Annotated in this window: 14 protein-coding genes; 6 read left to right on the plus strand and 8 right to left on the minus strand. The window is 52.2% G+C overall.

The genetic code is table 11. The features are described 5' to 3' along the window. Positions 1–5: 5 nt before the first annotated feature. Together glyQ and SK32_RS19195 are read right to left on the minus strand one after the other, a co-directional pair. A complete protein-coding gene (glyQ, locus tag SK32_RS19190) occupies positions 6–917 on the minus strand; it encodes a glycine--tRNA ligase subunit alpha (protein WP_001168551.1) in 912 nt (303 codons plus the stop codon). A 95-nt stretch (positions 918–1,012) separates the two neighbouring features. Further along, on the minus strand, positions 1,013–1,321 hold the full coding sequence (locus SK32_RS19195; protein WP_048213667.1) for a YsaB family lipoprotein: 309 nt from the start codon (positions 1,319–1,321) through the stop codon (positions 1,013–1,015). Positions 1,322–1,492: 171 nt separating this feature from the next. Here SK32_RS19195 and SK32_RS19200 point away from each other — a divergent pair, with 171 nt between their 5' ends. Continuing rightward, positions 1,493–2,488, plus strand: coding sequence for an acyltransferase (locus SK32_RS19200; protein WP_040231778.1), 996 nt, complete (start codon positions 1,493–1,495; stop codon positions 2,486–2,488). On the opposite strand, the gene yiaB is transcribed toward SK32_RS19200, so the two are convergent. From yiaB to xylA, 3 genes are all read right to left on the minus strand, one after another. Beyond that, positions 2,485–2,838 carry an inner membrane protein YiaB gene (yiaB, locus tag SK32_RS19205; RefSeq protein ID WP_048213668.1) on the minus strand — a complete coding sequence of 118 codons (354 nt, stop codon included), beginning with the start codon at positions 2,836–2,838 and terminating at the stop codon, positions 2,485–2,487. The genes SK32_RS19200 and yiaB overlap by 4 nt on opposite strands. A 167-nt stretch (positions 2,839–3,005) precedes the next feature. Further along, the gene (xylB, locus tag SK32_RS19210; protein ID WP_048213669.1) at positions 3,006–4,460 is read right to left on the minus strand and encodes a xylulokinase; all 1,455 of its coding nucleotides are present in this window, start codon (positions 4,458–4,460) and stop codon (positions 3,006–3,008) included. Between the two features lie 72 nt (positions 4,461–4,532). Further along, a complete protein-coding gene (gene xylA, locus SK32_RS19215) occupies positions 4,533–5,855 on the minus strand; it encodes a xylose isomerase (protein ID WP_048213670.1) in 1,323 nt (440 codons plus the stop codon). Positions 5,856–6,214: 359 nt separating this feature from the next. On the opposite strand from xylA, the gene xylR reads away from it, so the two are divergent. After that, positions 6,215–7,393, plus strand: coding sequence for a D-xylose utilization transcriptional activator XylR (xylR, locus tag SK32_RS19220; protein WP_048213671.1), 1,179 nt, complete (start codon positions 6,215–6,217; stop codon positions 7,391–7,393). 90 nt (positions 7,394–7,483) lie between these two features. On the opposite strand, the gene SK32_RS19225 is transcribed toward xylR, so the two are convergent. Further along, positions 7,484–8,308 carry a protein bax gene (locus SK32_RS19225; protein ID WP_048213672.1) on the minus strand — a complete coding sequence of 275 codons (825 nt, stop codon included), beginning with the start codon at positions 8,306–8,308 and terminating at the stop codon, positions 7,484–7,486. A gap of 316 nt (positions 8,309–8,624) precedes the next feature. Here SK32_RS19225 and malS point away from each other — a divergent pair, with 316 nt between their 5' ends. Both malS and avtA read left to right on the plus strand, forming a co-directional pair. Further along, complete coding sequence (gene malS, locus SK32_RS19230) at positions 8,625–10,655, plus strand: alpha-amylase (RefSeq protein WP_048213673.1); 2,031 nt, start codon at positions 8,625–8,627, stop codon at positions 10,653–10,655. A gap of 176 nt (positions 10,656–10,831) precedes the next feature. Continuing rightward, on the plus strand, positions 10,832–12,082 hold the full coding sequence (gene avtA, locus SK32_RS19235) for a valine--pyruvate transaminase (protein WP_048213674.1): 1,251 nt from the start codon (positions 10,832–10,834) through the stop codon (positions 12,080–12,082). Positions 12,083–12,117: 35 nt separating this feature from the next. Here avtA and SK32_RS19240 read toward each other — a convergent pair whose 3' ends face one another. Both SK32_RS19240 and yiaJ read right to left on the minus strand, forming a co-directional pair. After that, the gene (locus tag SK32_RS19240; RefSeq protein ID WP_048213675.1) at positions 12,118–12,591 is read right to left on the minus strand and encodes a 4Fe-4S dicluster domain-containing protein; all 474 of its coding nucleotides are present in this window, start codon (positions 12,589–12,591) and stop codon (positions 12,118–12,120) included. Positions 12,592–12,707: 116 nt separating this feature from the next. After that, positions 12,708–13,523, minus strand: a complete 816-nt coding sequence (gene yiaJ, locus SK32_RS19245) for an IclR family transcriptional regulator YiaJ (protein ID WP_048213806.1) — start codon at positions 13,521–13,523, stop codon at positions 12,708–12,710. Positions 13,524–13,740: 217 nt separating this feature from the next. Between yiaJ and yiaK the strand changes: the two genes are divergently transcribed. Then, positions 13,741–14,739 (plus strand): 3-dehydro-L-gulonate 2-dehydrogenase, encoded by a 999-nt coding sequence (gene yiaK / locus SK32_RS19250; protein WP_048213676.1) that lies wholly within the window; start codon positions 13,741–13,743, stop codon positions 14,737–14,739. Positions 14,740–14,750: 11 nt separating this feature from the next. Further along, positions 14,751–15,215, plus strand: coding sequence for a YhcH/YjgK/YiaL family protein (locus SK32_RS19255; RefSeq protein ID WP_048213677.1), 465 nt, complete (start codon positions 14,751–14,753; stop codon positions 15,213–15,215). Position 15,216: the final 1 nt, after the last annotated feature.

A 15,216-nucleotide genomic window follows, 5' to 3' on the forward strand; every position in this document is an offset into this window, starting at 1 on the left:
GCCTCTTATTTGTCTTTGTTGCACATCGGGAAGCCAAGGGCTTCACGGGAAGCGTAGTAAGCTTCTGCCACTGCTTTGGTCAGGGTGCGAATGCGCAGGATGTAGCGCTGACGCTCGGTGACGGAGATGGCTTTACGCGCATCCAGCAGGTTGAAGCTATGGGCGGCTTTCAGAATACGTTCATACGCAGGCAGCGGCAGCGGGTTTTCCAGCGCCAGCAGCTGCTGCGCTTCTTTCTCGTACTGCTCGAAGCAGGTGAACAGGAAGTCCACATCAGCGTATTCGAAGTTGTAGGTGGATTGCTCCACTTCGTTCTGATGGAACACGTCGCCGTAGGTTGTTTTGCCCAGCGGACCGTCGCTCCAGACCAGGTCGTAAACGCTGTCTACGCCCTGAATGTACATGGCCAGACGTTCCAGACCGTAGGTGATTTCCCCGGTAACTGGCTTACATTCCAGACCACCAACCTGCTGGAAGTAGGTGAACTGTGTGACTTCCATGCCGTTCAGCCACACTTCCCAACCCAGACCCCAGGCGCCCAGTGTTGGGTTTTCCCAGTTATCTTCCACGAAACGGATATCGTGAATGGTCGGGTCCATACCCAGCTCTTTCAGAGAACCCAGGTACAATTCCTGAATATTGTCCGGTGACGGCTTAATCACCACCTGGAACTGATAGTAGTGCTGTAAGCGGTTCGGGTTTTCGCCATAGCGCCCGTCGGTCGGACGACGAGAAGGCTGCACATAAGCAGTCGCCATCGGTTCCGGCCCCAGTGCACGCAGGCAGGTCATTGGGTGAGATGTCCCCGCGCCGACTTCCATGTCCAATGGTTGAACGATGGTGCAGCCCTGGCGAGCCCAGTAATCCTGTAAGGTCAGGATCAAGCCCTGGAAGGTCCTAGTATCAAACTTTTGCATATTATTTCGTGCTGGATACGTGTGGATTTAAAGGAAGCGATCAGTATACCCGCTGGCTGCAAGATATACAGTACGAAACGGGAAAAAGGGGGAACTTAGCGCATGGAAAGGTGCAAAAACTGCCCGTCTGCGTCAAATGAGCAGACAAAACTCTCTTTGCGGAAGGTAGAACCGCGCATCTCATAGCTACCCTGAAATTGCTCAAGACCGGTGATAGCAATTTTCTGGGCGCCCGTATTATAAAGCTCCGATGCTTCACTTTTGCACAATGACTCCATGTCCAGCGAACGCGTGGCAGTAATTTTGCCCTTTTGCGCTTTCTGCACGGGTGCTGACGATTGTGGATCGGCGCACCCCACCAGCAGCAGTGTGAGGATTGCTGGAAAGAAATACTTCATCATCATTTTATTACCGCCTGGTTTGCTGGTCAGTCTTATTATTAGTGTCTGGGAACGGATCCTATTGTGAGAATCTCCCCAGGCCATCACAAGCTTTAGCGTAATAACTCGGATTAATCCAGTGAGCGATGTTCGCAAATACTGGTCAGACTTTTTTTAATGAAAACAGAGGAACTGATGCAGCCCAAAATTTACTGGATTGATAATCTGCGCGGGATCGCCTGTTTAATGGTTGTGATGATTCACACCACGACCTGGTACATCACCAATGCGCAAAGCGTCAGCCCGGTAAATTGGGATCTGGCCAACGTGCTCAATTCCGCCTCTCGCGTCAGCGTCCCGCTGTTTTTTATGATCTCGGGTTATCTCTTTTTCGGCGAACGCAGCGCCAAACCGCGCCATTTCACGCGCATCGCGCTCTGCATTCTGTTTTACAGTAGCGTGGCGCTGGCCTACATCCTGCTGTTTACCTCGATCAACGCTGAGCTGTCGCTGAAGAACCTGCTGCAAAAGCCGGTGTTCTACCACCTATGGTTTTTCTTCGCTATTGCCGTTATCTACCTGGTATCCCCGCTTATTCAGGTGAAAAATGTCAGCGGAAAAATGCTGCTGGCATTGATGGTGGTGATAGGCGTGATTGCCAATCCCAATACCGTCTCGCAAAAAATTGGCGGCTTTGAGTGGCTTCCCATCAACCTGTACATCAGTGGCGATACGTTCTACTACATTCTGTACGGCATGCTGGGCCGGGCGATTGGTATGATGGACACGCAAAAGCGCTCACTCACCTGGCTCTGCGCAGCGTTGTGTCTCGTCGCCGTGTTTGTTATTTCCCGCGGGACGCTACATGAGCTCCAGTGGCGAGGCAATTTTGCCGATACCTGGTATCTCTACTGCGGACCAGCGGTGTTTATTTGTGCCGCCTCACTTCTGACGCTGATCAAAAACACGCTCAGCACGCGCACACTGCCGGTACTGGGCCTTATTTCCCGCCACTCATTAGGAATTTATGGCTTTCATGCGCTGATCATTCACGCGCTGCGCACCAACGGCATTGAGCTCAAAAACTGGCCGCCGCTGGATATACTGTGGATTTTTAGCGCCACGCTGGCAGGAAGTTTACTGTTGTCCATATTGTTGCAGCGCATCGATACGCGCAGGCTGGTGAGTTAATCCCCCGTATTTTGCAGGCGCAACAATAAAATTTGCCCCCATAAACAAATAAAGAATGCCGCTGGGTACAGCGCCTTTTCAATGGGCGCTAATGGAGCGTTCCACACCCCCACCAGTAGCAATCCTATCGTGATGAGTGCCACCATCTGACACACAGAGGCGAAGCGTTCGTCGTTCTGATTGAGATTTACAGCACGCTGATAAGCGTACGTCACAAACATTCCCTTCATCAGCACGCCGAAAAAATAGCCTTTGCCACTCAATAACGGGCACGCCCGCCATAAGCCAATAACGTAAATGAGTGCGCCGGAAAGAAACAATAGCCATGGCAATAGCCTTGTCGTCTTCATTGGGATCTCCTTATCCATCATGGATACAATATGAATAACCCGCTAAAGACAACACAAAAAAATGCCACTACGCCGGACTTTCAGAATAAATTCATGCACGCCAATTATTTATTAGATTGAAATATATATTTGATAAATCCCCTCTGTTTACCAGAGGGGATTTAGGGTCAGGACATCAGTGGTTGTAATTGCTGATAGATTCGGCGGAAGGTTTCTCGACGCTGTTGGTAAAGAGCATGACGCCCGGCGTCAGGATAATGCGCCTGCTCCAGCGTAAGCTGAGGCAACAGGTCAGATAATGGCCGTTGCGGATTGATGGCAATTTGCGCCAGGCGCGCCGCACCGAGTGCAGGGCCAACATCACCGCCGGTACGGTAATCCAGTTGCAATCCGCTGATGTCAGACAGCATTTGACGCCAGTATTCACTGCGCGCCCCACCGCCAATCAGTGTAATGCTGGCGGGCTGCACGCCACAGGCATGTACCACATCCATACCATCGGCTAAGGCAAATCCCACACCTTCCAGTACCGCTCGCGCCAGTTCTGCCGGACCATGCTGATGCGTCAGACCAAAAAAGACACCCTTCGCTTGCGGGTTGTTGTGCGGCGTACGTTCACCTGAGAGATAGGGTAAAAACCAGACCGGTTCAGCCTGCTCATTTGCCTGCTGTGCGGCATCAATCAGCGCAGGTACACTTGCCATCCCGGTTAGTTTTGCCGCCCATTCCAGGCAGGATGCCGCACTTAGCATCACGGACATCAGGTGCCATCTTTCAGGTAGAGCATGGCAAAAGCTATGGACTGCGCTTTCCGGTTTGCTGAGAAAACCGTCGCTGACCGCAAAATAGACCCCGGAAGTCCCCAGCGAGAGCATAGCCTGACCGGCATTCATCATGCCGACGCCAACCGCCCCCGCCGCGTTATCACCGCCACCCGCCACTACGGGAATCTCTGACATGCCCCAGGATTGCGCGACACCAGGCAACAGCGTTCCAGTAATCGCACTGCCCTCGTACAAGGTCGGCATATGTGCGCGAGTCAGTTGACACGCAGACAACATGACGTCACTCCAGTCACGTTTCGCGACATCCAGCCACATCGTACCTGCGGCATCCGACATATCGCTGGCAAACTCTCCGGTCATACGCAGACGCAGGTAATCTTTCGGCAGCAGAACTTTATCAACCCGGCTGAAAATGTCCGGTTCGTGGCGCTGCACCCACAGCAATTTAGGGGCGGTAAAGCCAGGCATCATCAGGTTGCCGGTGATGGCACGCGATTGCGGAACCCGCTCCTCAAGCATGACGCACTCTTCAGCACAGCGACCATCGTTCCACAGGATTGCCGGACGCAGAACCTTCTGTTGCTCATCCAGTAGCGTCGCACCGTGCATCTGTCCGGCAATCCCCAGCGCTTTCACCTCGCGAAGCGAATGCTGCTGGCCCAACGTTTTCACAGCCCGATCCGTCGCCAGCCACCACTGTTCAGGATCCTGCTCCGACCATAACGGATGCGGGCGCGAGACGGTCAGTTTCTCCGTGTGCGAGGCCACCACATCGCCCTGCTCGTTGAGCAGAATGGCCTTTACGCCTGATGTACCAAGATCTATCCCGATATACATAGGGTATCGTTCCTTAAAGAAAGGCCCGGTAGCAAATCGCTATCCGGGCTTACGGACGTACTCAGCAGTCCGTTATTTGTCGAACAAATAATGGTTTACCAGATTTTCCAGCAATTCCTGATGACCGCTCTGGTGCACCGGTGCCAGGTTATGTTGTTCAGCGTACTGCGCAATTTCCGTCAGCGTCATCTGACCTTTCAGAATTTGCTGGCCCAGCTCACCATTCCAACCGGCATAACGTTTTGCCACGCGCTGATCCAGGCCACCGTCTTCAATCATACGGGCCGCAATTTTCAGCGACAGCGCCATGGTATCCATCGCACCAATATGACCATAGAACAGATCGTATTTATCAGTACTCTGACGACGGACTTTGGCATCAAAGTTCAGGCCTCCAGTGGTAAAACCGCCCGCTTTCAGGATTTCGTACATGACCAGCGCATTCTCTTCTACGCTGTTCGGGAACTGGTCAGTGTCCCAGCCCAGTTGCGCGTCGCCACGGTTCGCATCGACGGAACCAAATAGCCCCAGAGCAATCGCCGTAGCGATTTCGTGGTGGAACGAATGGCCTGCCAGCGTGGCATGGTTTGCTTCAATATTCAGTTTGATCTCTTTTTCCAGACCGAACTGCTTCAGGAATCCGTAAACAGTCGCGGCATCGTAGTCATACTGATGTTTAGTGGGTTCCTGCGGCTTCGGTTCGATCAGTAAGGTGCCCTGAAAACCTGTTTTGTGTTTATGCTCGACCACCAGTTGCATAAAGCGGCCAATCTGCTCACGTTCCTGACGCAGGTCGGTATTAAGCAGCGTTTCATAACCTTCACGGCCGCCCCACAGGACGTAGTTTTCGCCACCTAACTTATGTGTGGCATCCATGGCAGTCACGACCTGCGTAGCCGCCCAGCTGAAGACTTCCGGATCCGGGTTAGTCGCCGCACCTGCGCCATAACGTGGGTTAGTAAAGCAGTTTGCCGTACCCCACAGCAGTTTCACGCCGCTCTGTTCCTGTTTTGCCGCCAGCACATCCACCATCTGGGCAAAGTTATTTTTATACTCTTTCAGTGACGCGCCTTCAGGCGAGACGTCAACATCATGGAAGCAGTAGTAAGGCACATTCAGCTTATGGAAAAACTCAAATGCCACATCCGCTTTACGTTTTGCCAGCGCCAATGCTTCACCCGGCTGTTGCCACGGACGGTCGAATGCCCCCATACCGAACATATCCGCGCCGTTCCAGCAGAAAGTGTGCCAGTAGCAGGCGGCAAAGCGCAGATGCTCTTCCATGCGCTTGCCCAGCACGATTTCATCAGGGTTGTAATGGCGAAATGCGAGTGGATTAGTGGATTTTGTACCTTCAAAACGAACGCGATCGAGTTGGTCAAAATAAGCCTGCATAATAAGCTCCATAATCAGGTAATACGGCAAGTAAACTGCGATACAGTCATACTGGAATTTCCTGATTTATTGCTCAATTACGTTATTTCACACCGCCATTAAGAGAATACCCAAATGTGCGCTGGCTCCCAAAAATGCACACTGAATAAGCAATTAAAAAAGCGATCGTGATCGGCTCTTCATCAATAAACAAAAAACCGTAATACACAGATAAGAAATGACAATTGTCTTCCTGGTCGGGGTGTGTGAATTTTGCGTAGCGTTACGCAAATAAGAAATTTGTCACGCTTCATCAAGTAGTCGCACCTGCGGTTTTGGTAGTATTGACAGGCCACGTTAACCTTTCAGGACAGGCTCTTATGTTTGATAAACGACACCGCATCACCCTATTATTTAATGCTAATAAAGCCTATGACCGTCAGGTGGTAGAGGGCGTAGGTGAATATTTACAGGCATCGCAATCCGAGTGGGATATATTCATTGAGGAAGATTTCCGTGCCCGTATTGATAATATCAAAGACTGGTTAGGCGACGGTGTTATTGCTGATTATGACGATGATGACATTGCGCAATTACTTGCCGATGTCGATGTTCCGATCATCGGCGTTGGGGGTTCCTACCATCTTGAAAGCGATTATCCCCCCGTCCATTACATTGCGACCGATAACCATGCACTGGTGGAAAGCGCTTTTTTGCATCTGAAAGAAAAAGGGGTCAACCGATTCGCATTTTATGGTCTGCCCTCTTCCAGCGGCAAGCGCTGGGCTGCCGAGCGTGAATATGCCTTTTGCCAGTTGGTCGCCAAAGAGAAGTACCGTGGTGTTGTCTATCAGGGGCTGGAAACCGCACCAGAAAACTGGCAACACGCCCAAAATCGACTGGCGGACTGGCTGCAAACTTTACCCCCGCAAACCGGTATTATCGCCGTGACCGACGCGCGTGCGCGGCATGTTCTGCAGGCCTGCGAGCATTTGCATATCCCGGTGCCGGAAAAACTGTGTGTTATTGGGATCGATAACGAAGAACTCACCCGTTACCTGTCCCGCGTCGCACTGTCATCCGTTGCTCAGGGCGCGCGACAAATGGGCTATCAGGCAGCAAAACTTCTGCACCGCTTACTGGCGAATGAAGAACTGCCGCTGCAACGTATTCTGGTGCCTCCGGTACGCGTCGTGAATCGTCGTTCAACCGACTATCGCTCACTGACCGATCCCGCTGTCATTCAGGCAATGCACTTTATCCGCAACCATGCCTGTAAAGGCATCAAAGTCGAGCAAGTGCTGGATGCAGTAGGGATTTCACGTTCGAATCTCGAGAAGCGCTTTAAAGATGAGGTCGGGGAAACCATCCACGCCGTGATTCATGCCGAAAAACTGGAAAAAGCGCGTAGCCTGTTGATCTCCACGACGCTCGCGATAAACGAAATTTCACAAATGTGCGGCTACCCGTCGTTGCAGTATTTCTATTCCGTTTTCAAGAAAGAATACGACACGACGCCAAAAGAGTACCGTGACATGAACAGTGAGGTGTTGCTGTAGGGGAATTGTGTCGGATGACGGTTTCGCCTTATCCGGCCTGCAGAGCGGCTCACAGGCCTGATAAGCGTCGTGCCATCAGGCCTGTGGAAATTACATATGCGCGGCGATTAAACGCTGGTTATCCTGGTACATCGCGAACAGATAGTTATTGTAACTCTGTCCTTTGGTGGAGTACCCCTTCAGCTTATGGATCATCGCGGTCGCTGTCACTTCCTGATCGGCTTTACGCAACTGCGCGCGCGATTTACGGAAGGAAGAGTATGCCGGATGCGTGTTCAGGTTAATGACATAGGCATTCACCGACTCTTTTACCGATTCAAACTGTGAGTAGCCTTTCACCTTACCGGGTGCATTGTTGCAGCGGCCTTTGACACATTTCATGCCAAACAGGTTGTTATTGCTACGCGCCAGTTTCGATGTGCCCCAACCGCTTTCAGCCGCAGCCATAGTCGCCACCATACTGGTAGGAATGATGTCTACGCGTTCAAGCAGCGTATTCCATGGAATTTTACGCGTGTTGCCAGACCAGCTCACCTTGTAGCGTTTCGCGATGTCTTTCATACGCGAACGCTCAGTCGGTGACCAGCGATTCTGGTACTGCTTTGAGATCAGCCAGTTACGGTCCGCCGTAATGGCAGCATTTTGACTGGTAATATAAGGCATAACCGTCCGGAGAAACGCTTTTTTCCTTGGTGTTCCGGAAGGGTATTTTCGCAAATCAGGAAGTGAACTACTCTTTGCACTATTGCGAGAATACTCTTGTTTACTGCTTACCTGTGTATTACTTGCCTTGATTACCTGGGGCTTATGACTCGTTGTCGCCGTGTGTGTCTTTGCCAGCATCTCACCCGAAAATGCAATGGTGAGTAACATAAGAATCATTGCCCCATATCGTCGAATGGGAGTCAATATCATTAGGTCTCCTGGTCGGATTTAAACATTCCAACACCTTATATTTTTCACAAAAATGAGAGATGAATCTCAAATCATATCAAAAATAGCCGTCAAGAGCACCCAAAGGAATAGTCCAATTCTGAAACTATGTCACGTACAAACCGTTCCGGGTGCGGTTAATTCGAAGAAAATGTGGAGGTTATCGCAAAATTAGGTCGTTTTTTGCGCGTGATCGCTCACCCTCATCTCTCATCCGGGCGGAATCGACGCTAAGGATGAGTTTCCGCTCTGATTTCACTGGCAAACTGGCGTAAATCGCAGCATCAAGGACAGCATTATGAAACTTGCCGCCGTTGCGCTGGCGCTGATACCCGGCATTGCCATCGCCTCATCATGGACTTCTCCAGAACTTCCCACCTTCGAAGCGGAAGGTACGGGTAAATTCGTCAGCCATGCAGCGTTGACGAAGGGTACTCGCCCTTTAATCCTGAATTTTGACCAACAGTGCTGGCAGCCTGCTGATGCGATAAAACTCAACCAGATGCTGTCGCTAAAACCGTGTGAAGGCGTGCCGCCGCAGTGGCGTTTATTCAAAGACGGCGATTACACGCTGGAAGTCGATACCCGCTCCGGAACGCCAACGTTGATGCTCTCGGTAAAAAGCGACGCAGACCCTGTCACGACCCAGATTCGCCAGTGCCCGAAATGGGATGGTTCGCCGTTAACACTGGATGTGAGCCAGACTTTCCCGGAAGGTGCCGTGGTGCGCGATTACTACAGCAAACAAACGGCAACGGTAAAGAATGGGTCGATTACCCTACAGCCTGCCGCGGCCAGTAACGGGCTGTTGCTGCTGGAACGGGCAGAAACCGATGCCCCGGCTGCTTTCGACTGGCATAACGCTACGGTGTATTTCGTCCTGACGGACCGCTTTGTGAATGGTGATCCGAGCAACGACCACAGCTACGGACGTCGCAACGATGGCATGCAGGAAATTGGCACTTTCCACGGAGGCGATTTGCGCGGGCTCACCAGTAAACTCGACTACCTGCAACAGTTGGGCGTCAACGCCTTGTGGATCAGCGCACCGTTTGAGCAAATCCACGGCTGGGTTGGGGGTGGCGCCAAAGGCGATTTTCCCCACTACGCTTACCACGGCTACTACACCCAGGACTGGACAACGATTGATGCCAACATGGGTAACGAAGTGGATCTGCGTGCGCTGGTAGATGGCGCACACCAGCGCGGTATCCGTGTCCTGTTTGATGTGGTGATGAACCATACCGGCTACGCCACGTTGGCGGATATGCAGGAGTATCAGTTTGGGGCGCTGTACTTATCGGGCGATGAGCTGAAAAAAACGCTCGGTGAACGCTGGACGGACTGGAAACCCGCTGCCGGGCAGAGCTGGCACAGTTTTAATGATTACATCAATTTCAGTGATAAAGCCGGCTGGGAAAAATGGTGGGGGAAAAACTGGATCCGCACCGATATTGGCGATTACGACAATCCTGGCTTTGATGACCTGACCATGTCGCTGGCGTTCCTGCCCGATCTGAAAACCGAATCCACCACACCTTCCGGACTGCCAAACTTTTATCAGCACAAGCCGGATACGCACGCCAAAGCCATTGCTGGTTACACGCCCCGGGATTATCTGACGCACTGGCTCAGTCAGTGGGTACGTGATTACGGGATTGACGGTTTTCGGGTCGATACCGCCAAACACGTCGAGCTTCCCGCCTGGCAGCAGCTAAAAACACAGGCCAGCGCGGCGTTAGTCGAATGGAAGAAAGCCAACCCGGATAAAGCGCTGGATGATAAACCCTTCTGGATGACCGGCGAAGCCTGGGGTCACGGCGTCATGCAAAGCGATTATTACCATCACGGCTTCGACGCGATGATCAATTTCGACTATCAGGAGCAGGCGGCAAAGGCCGTCGATTGTCTGGCAAATATGGATCTCACCTGGCAGCAGATGGCGGATAAACTGCAGGACTTCAACGTCCTGAGCTATCTCTCCTCGCACGATACGCGTTTGTTCCGCGAAGGTGGAGATAAAGCCGCCGAGCTATTGCTGCTGGCGCCGGGCGCGGTACAACTCTTTTATGGCGACGAGTCGGCACGACCTTTCGGCCCAACCGGCTCAGACCCGTTACAGGGTACACGCTCGCAGATGAACTGGCAGGACGTTAGCGGGAAATCTGCCGCCAGCGTCGCGCACTGGCAGCGCATCAGCCAGTTCAGGGCCAGACATCCCGCCATTGGTGCCGGTAAACAAACCACGCTAACTCTGAAACAGGGATATGGATTTATCCGCGAACATGGCGACGATAAAGCCATGGTGGTGTGGGCCGGTCAACCCTGATCCCAACAGGCTTCTCATGCTCAACGGCACGGGAAGCCAGATTCAATATAAAAAACTATCCAGAAAAAAATCTGCAGCACAAAACATCAATTCTGCTCCGTGGGCCTGATTTGCACCCCGCCATAGGTAGCGCTATGGTTAGCCACTTTAATACTGAGTTCGACAGATCACCTGCTATGACATTCTCACTTTTTGGCAACAAATTTACCCGCCATTCAGGCATCACACGCCTGATGGAGGACCTCAACGACGGCTTACGCACCCCAGGCGCTATCATGCTCGGTGGCGGTAATCCGGCGCAAATACCAGAGATGCAAAATTACTTTCAGTCTCTGCTGGCAGAAATGCTGGAAAACGGCAAAGCCACTGATGCGCTTTGTAATTATGACGGTCCACAAGGTAAAACCGAGCTACTGTCTGAGCTGGCGAAATTACTACGTGAGAAGCTGGGCTGGGATATCGAACCACAAAATATTGCACTGACAAATGGCAGTCAGAGCGCGTTTTTCTACTTATTCAACCTCTTCGCCGGACGTCGCGCCGATGGAACCACCCGAAAAGTGTTGTTCCCGTTGGCCCCGGAATATATTGGCTATGCCGATTCCGGCCTGGAAGAAGATCTCTTTGTCTCAGCACGCCCAAACATCGAACTGTTACCGGAAGGTCAGTTTAAGTATCACGTTGATTTTGAACACCTGCACATCGGTGAAGAGACGGGCATGATCTGCGTATCACGTCCGACCAACCCAACAGGCAACGTGATCACCGATGAAGAGCTGATGAAGCTGGATCGGCTGGCCAACCAGCATGGGATCCCGTTGGTGATTGATAATGCCTATGGCGTACCGTTCCCCGGCATCATCTTTAGCGAAGCACGCCCGTTGTGGAACCCTAACATTGTACTGTGCATGAGCCTTTCCAAGCTGGGACTGCCGGGCTCCCGCTGCGGCATCATTATCGCGAATGAAAAAATCATCACCGCCATCACCAATATGAACGGCATTATCAGCCTTGCACCTGGCGGAATGGGTCCGGCAATCATGTGCGAAATGATTAAGCGCAACGACCTGCTGCGTCTGTCTGAGACGGTGATCAAACCGTTTTATTATCAGCGTGTTCAGCAGACTATTGCGATCATTCGCCGCTATTTATCTGAAGATCGCTGCCTGATCCATAAACCAGAGGGCGCGATTTTCCTGTGGCTGTGGTTCAAAGATTTGCCCATCACGACTGAACTGCTGTATCAGCGCCTGAAAGCACGTGGCGTGCTGATGGTTCCCGGTGATTACTTCTTCCCAGGGCTGGATAAACCCTGGCCGCATACGCATCAGTGCATGCGGATGAATTACGTACCGGAACCGGAAAAAATCGAGGCTGGCGTGAAGATTCTGGCTGAAGAGATCGAACGCGCCTGGCTGGAAGGCTGATGATAAACCCGACCCAGACACGGGTCGGGCTATTTTCACAGCGGCTGGGAGCGTAGACGTTGTTTCTGGATGCTGACCGCATCTATACACTGCAACGCGCTGGTCGGGCAGGCTTCGACACACGCGGGTCCCGCCTCACGGTGCCAGCACAGATCGCATTTTATCGCCTGCACCCGAGACGAGCGGGAGACGACATTCATCGCCCCAAACGGGCAGGCCAGCATACAGCTTTTACAACCAATACAACGTGTCTGTTCAACGAAGATATGCCCATGTTCACGACGAATGGCGTGCGTTGGGCAAACATTCGCGCAGGGAGCATCTTCGCATTGATGACAAGCGACCGCCGTCGTAAAGGCGTCGTCTTTGATCACGCGGATCCGCGGGGTAAACGCAGCAGAAGAAACAGACGCGCAGTCCTGGTTTTGTTGATGCGCGACGACACAGGCCACTTCGCAGGTACGACACCCAATACATTTTTCCGCATCCGCCATAATAAACGCGTTCATTGCCCCCCCCTCTGCGTGAAAACCACAGAGTGCCAGAGAGATTCCCCCCGTCGCTTTGATCGGACAGGGGAAACGGTTAAATAGTGTCAGGTGCCTGAACGACGTCAGGCATGCGCCTAATCGCGAACGGTAAAGCCCAGCTCATTGGAAATGGCCTGCGCGGTTTCGCGCAGCGGCTTGAGTAAATTCTTTTCTCCGACCTGCTTGAGGCGCGAGGTAGAAAGTGAAATCGATACCGAGTACGGCACCCGCCCATGAATATCAAACACCGGCACGGCGATGCAGGAAACACCCAGCTCGTTCTCTTCCCGATCCATCGCCATACTGCTTTCGCGGATCTGCGCCAACTCATCGTACATGGCCGGTAAACCGGTAATGGTATTGCGGGTCAGCGGCTGAATCAGATCCTGATGGCTCTGCCAGTAAGATTCCACATAGTCCGGATGACCAAACGCCATATAAATTTTGCCCATCGCCGAGCAATACAGCGGCATATGCTGACCGATATAAGCGCGGGTACGCAGCATGCCCGTCGTCGGCTCCAGCTTATAAATCAAAATCGCATGGTCGTCTTCACGACTGGAGAAGTTGATGGTTTCACCGGTGGCGATATTCAGCGCTTCAAGGTGCGGCGCAGCAACATGGATGATGTTCAGTGACGACAACGCCTTCTGACCCACGGCAATAAATTTGGTGGTCAGGCGATAACTCCCTGCCGCGGGCGCGGGGGTGACATATCCGCAGGATTGCAGCCCTTGCAGCAGTCGATGCACGGTACTTTTGTTCAGCCCTGCCAGTTCAGACAAATGCGCCAACGGGCAACCATTCGGATAGTTGCTCAAAATCTCAATCAACATCAAACCACGGAACAGGCTCTGACTTCCGGCTGGCCGCTCTTTGTCTTGCGTCATCTCACTCTCTTTTGTGCCCATCGTTTCCGCTCCCCTTTTCGTCGCGCTCTGATGGTAGCGCAAAGTGTGTTTCAGTTCACGATCTGAACCGAAAAAACACAACCATTTGATTTTCATGATTTTAAAAAACAGGGTGCCCCGTTGATCTGTCAAAATTTGATCGCTATATTTGAAATCAGATTTCGCATAGTGAAATTTAGAGATAAAAAAGCGATCAAATTTAAACAAGGAAACAGGAATGAAAGTCACTTTTGAGCAGTTGAAAGATGCGTTCAATCGGGTACTGCTGGCACGCGATATCGCCGTTGAAACCGCCGATGCCTGTGCCGAAATGTTTGCGCGCACCACCGAGTCCGGCGTGTATTCGCACGGCGTCAACCGTTTTCCCCGTTTCATTCAGCAACTGGATAACGGTGACATCATTCCTGAGGCCAAACCGCAGCGCATTACCAGCCTGGGGGCAATTGAGCAGTGGGATGCCCAGCGTTCGATCGGCAATTTGACGGCGAAAAAGATGATGGACCGAGCCATCGAACTGGCCTCCGATCACGGTATTGGCCTGGTCGCGCTGCGTAACGCCAACCACTGGATGCGCGGCGGCAGCTATGGCTGGCAGGCGGCGGAGAAAGGGTACATCGGTATCTGCTGGACTAACTCGATTGCCGTCATGCCGCCGTGGGGTTCGAAAGAGTGCCGCATCGGCACTAACCCGCTGATTGTTGCCATCCCCTCCACGCCAATCACCATGGTCGATATGTCGATGTCGATGTTCTCCTACGGCATGCTGGAAGTTAACCGTCTGGCGGGCCGTGAACTGCCGGTGGACGGCGGGTTCGACGATGAAGGTAACCTCACCAGAGAACCTGGCGTTATCGAAAAAAATCGCCGTATTTTGCCAATGGGTTACTGGAAAGGTTCTGGCCTGTCGATTGTGCTGGATATGATCGCCACCCTGCTTTCTGACGGTTCTTCCGTGGCCGAGGTCACCCAGGACAACAGCGATGAATATGGCGTTTCGCAGATTTTCATCGCCATTGAAGTAGACAAGCTGATCGATGGCGCCACCCGTGATGCCAAGCTACAGCGGATTATGGATTTCATCACCACCGCCGAACGCGCTGATGAAAACACGCCTGTCCGCCTGCCGGGCCACGAGTTTACAAAGCTGCTGGAAGAAAACCGCCGCAACGGTATCACCGTTGATGACAGCGTCTGGGCCAAAATTCAGGCGTTGTAAGGAGTCAGAGTATGATTTTTGGACATATCGTTCAGCCTAACCCATGTCGTTTACCCGCTGCGATTGAAAGGGCGCTCGACTTTCTGCGCAGCACAGACTTCCGCAAACTGGAACCGGGCGTGGTGGAGATCGACGGTAAAAATATCTTCGCGCAGGTTATTGATTTAACCACGCGTGACGTTACCGAAAATCGCCCGGAAGTGCATCGCCGCTATCTGGATATTCAATTTCTGGCCTGGGGTGAAGAAAAAATCGGTATCGCCATTGATACCGGGAATAACCCAATCAGTGAATCGTTATTAGAACAGCGCGATATTATTTTTTATCACGCCAGCGAACATGAATCGTTTATTGAAATGATTCCAGGAAGCTACGCCATATTTTTCCCGCAGGATGTTCACCGCCCTGCATGTCATAAAACTGTCGCCACGGCGATCCGCAAAATAGTCGTGAAGGTCGCTATTTCAGTTTTATAAA

The organism is Citrobacter sp. MGH100, assembly GCF_001034465.1.
Taxonomy (GTDB): Bacteria; Pseudomonadota; Gammaproteobacteria; order Enterobacterales; family Enterobacteriaceae; genus Citrobacter; species Citrobacter youngae.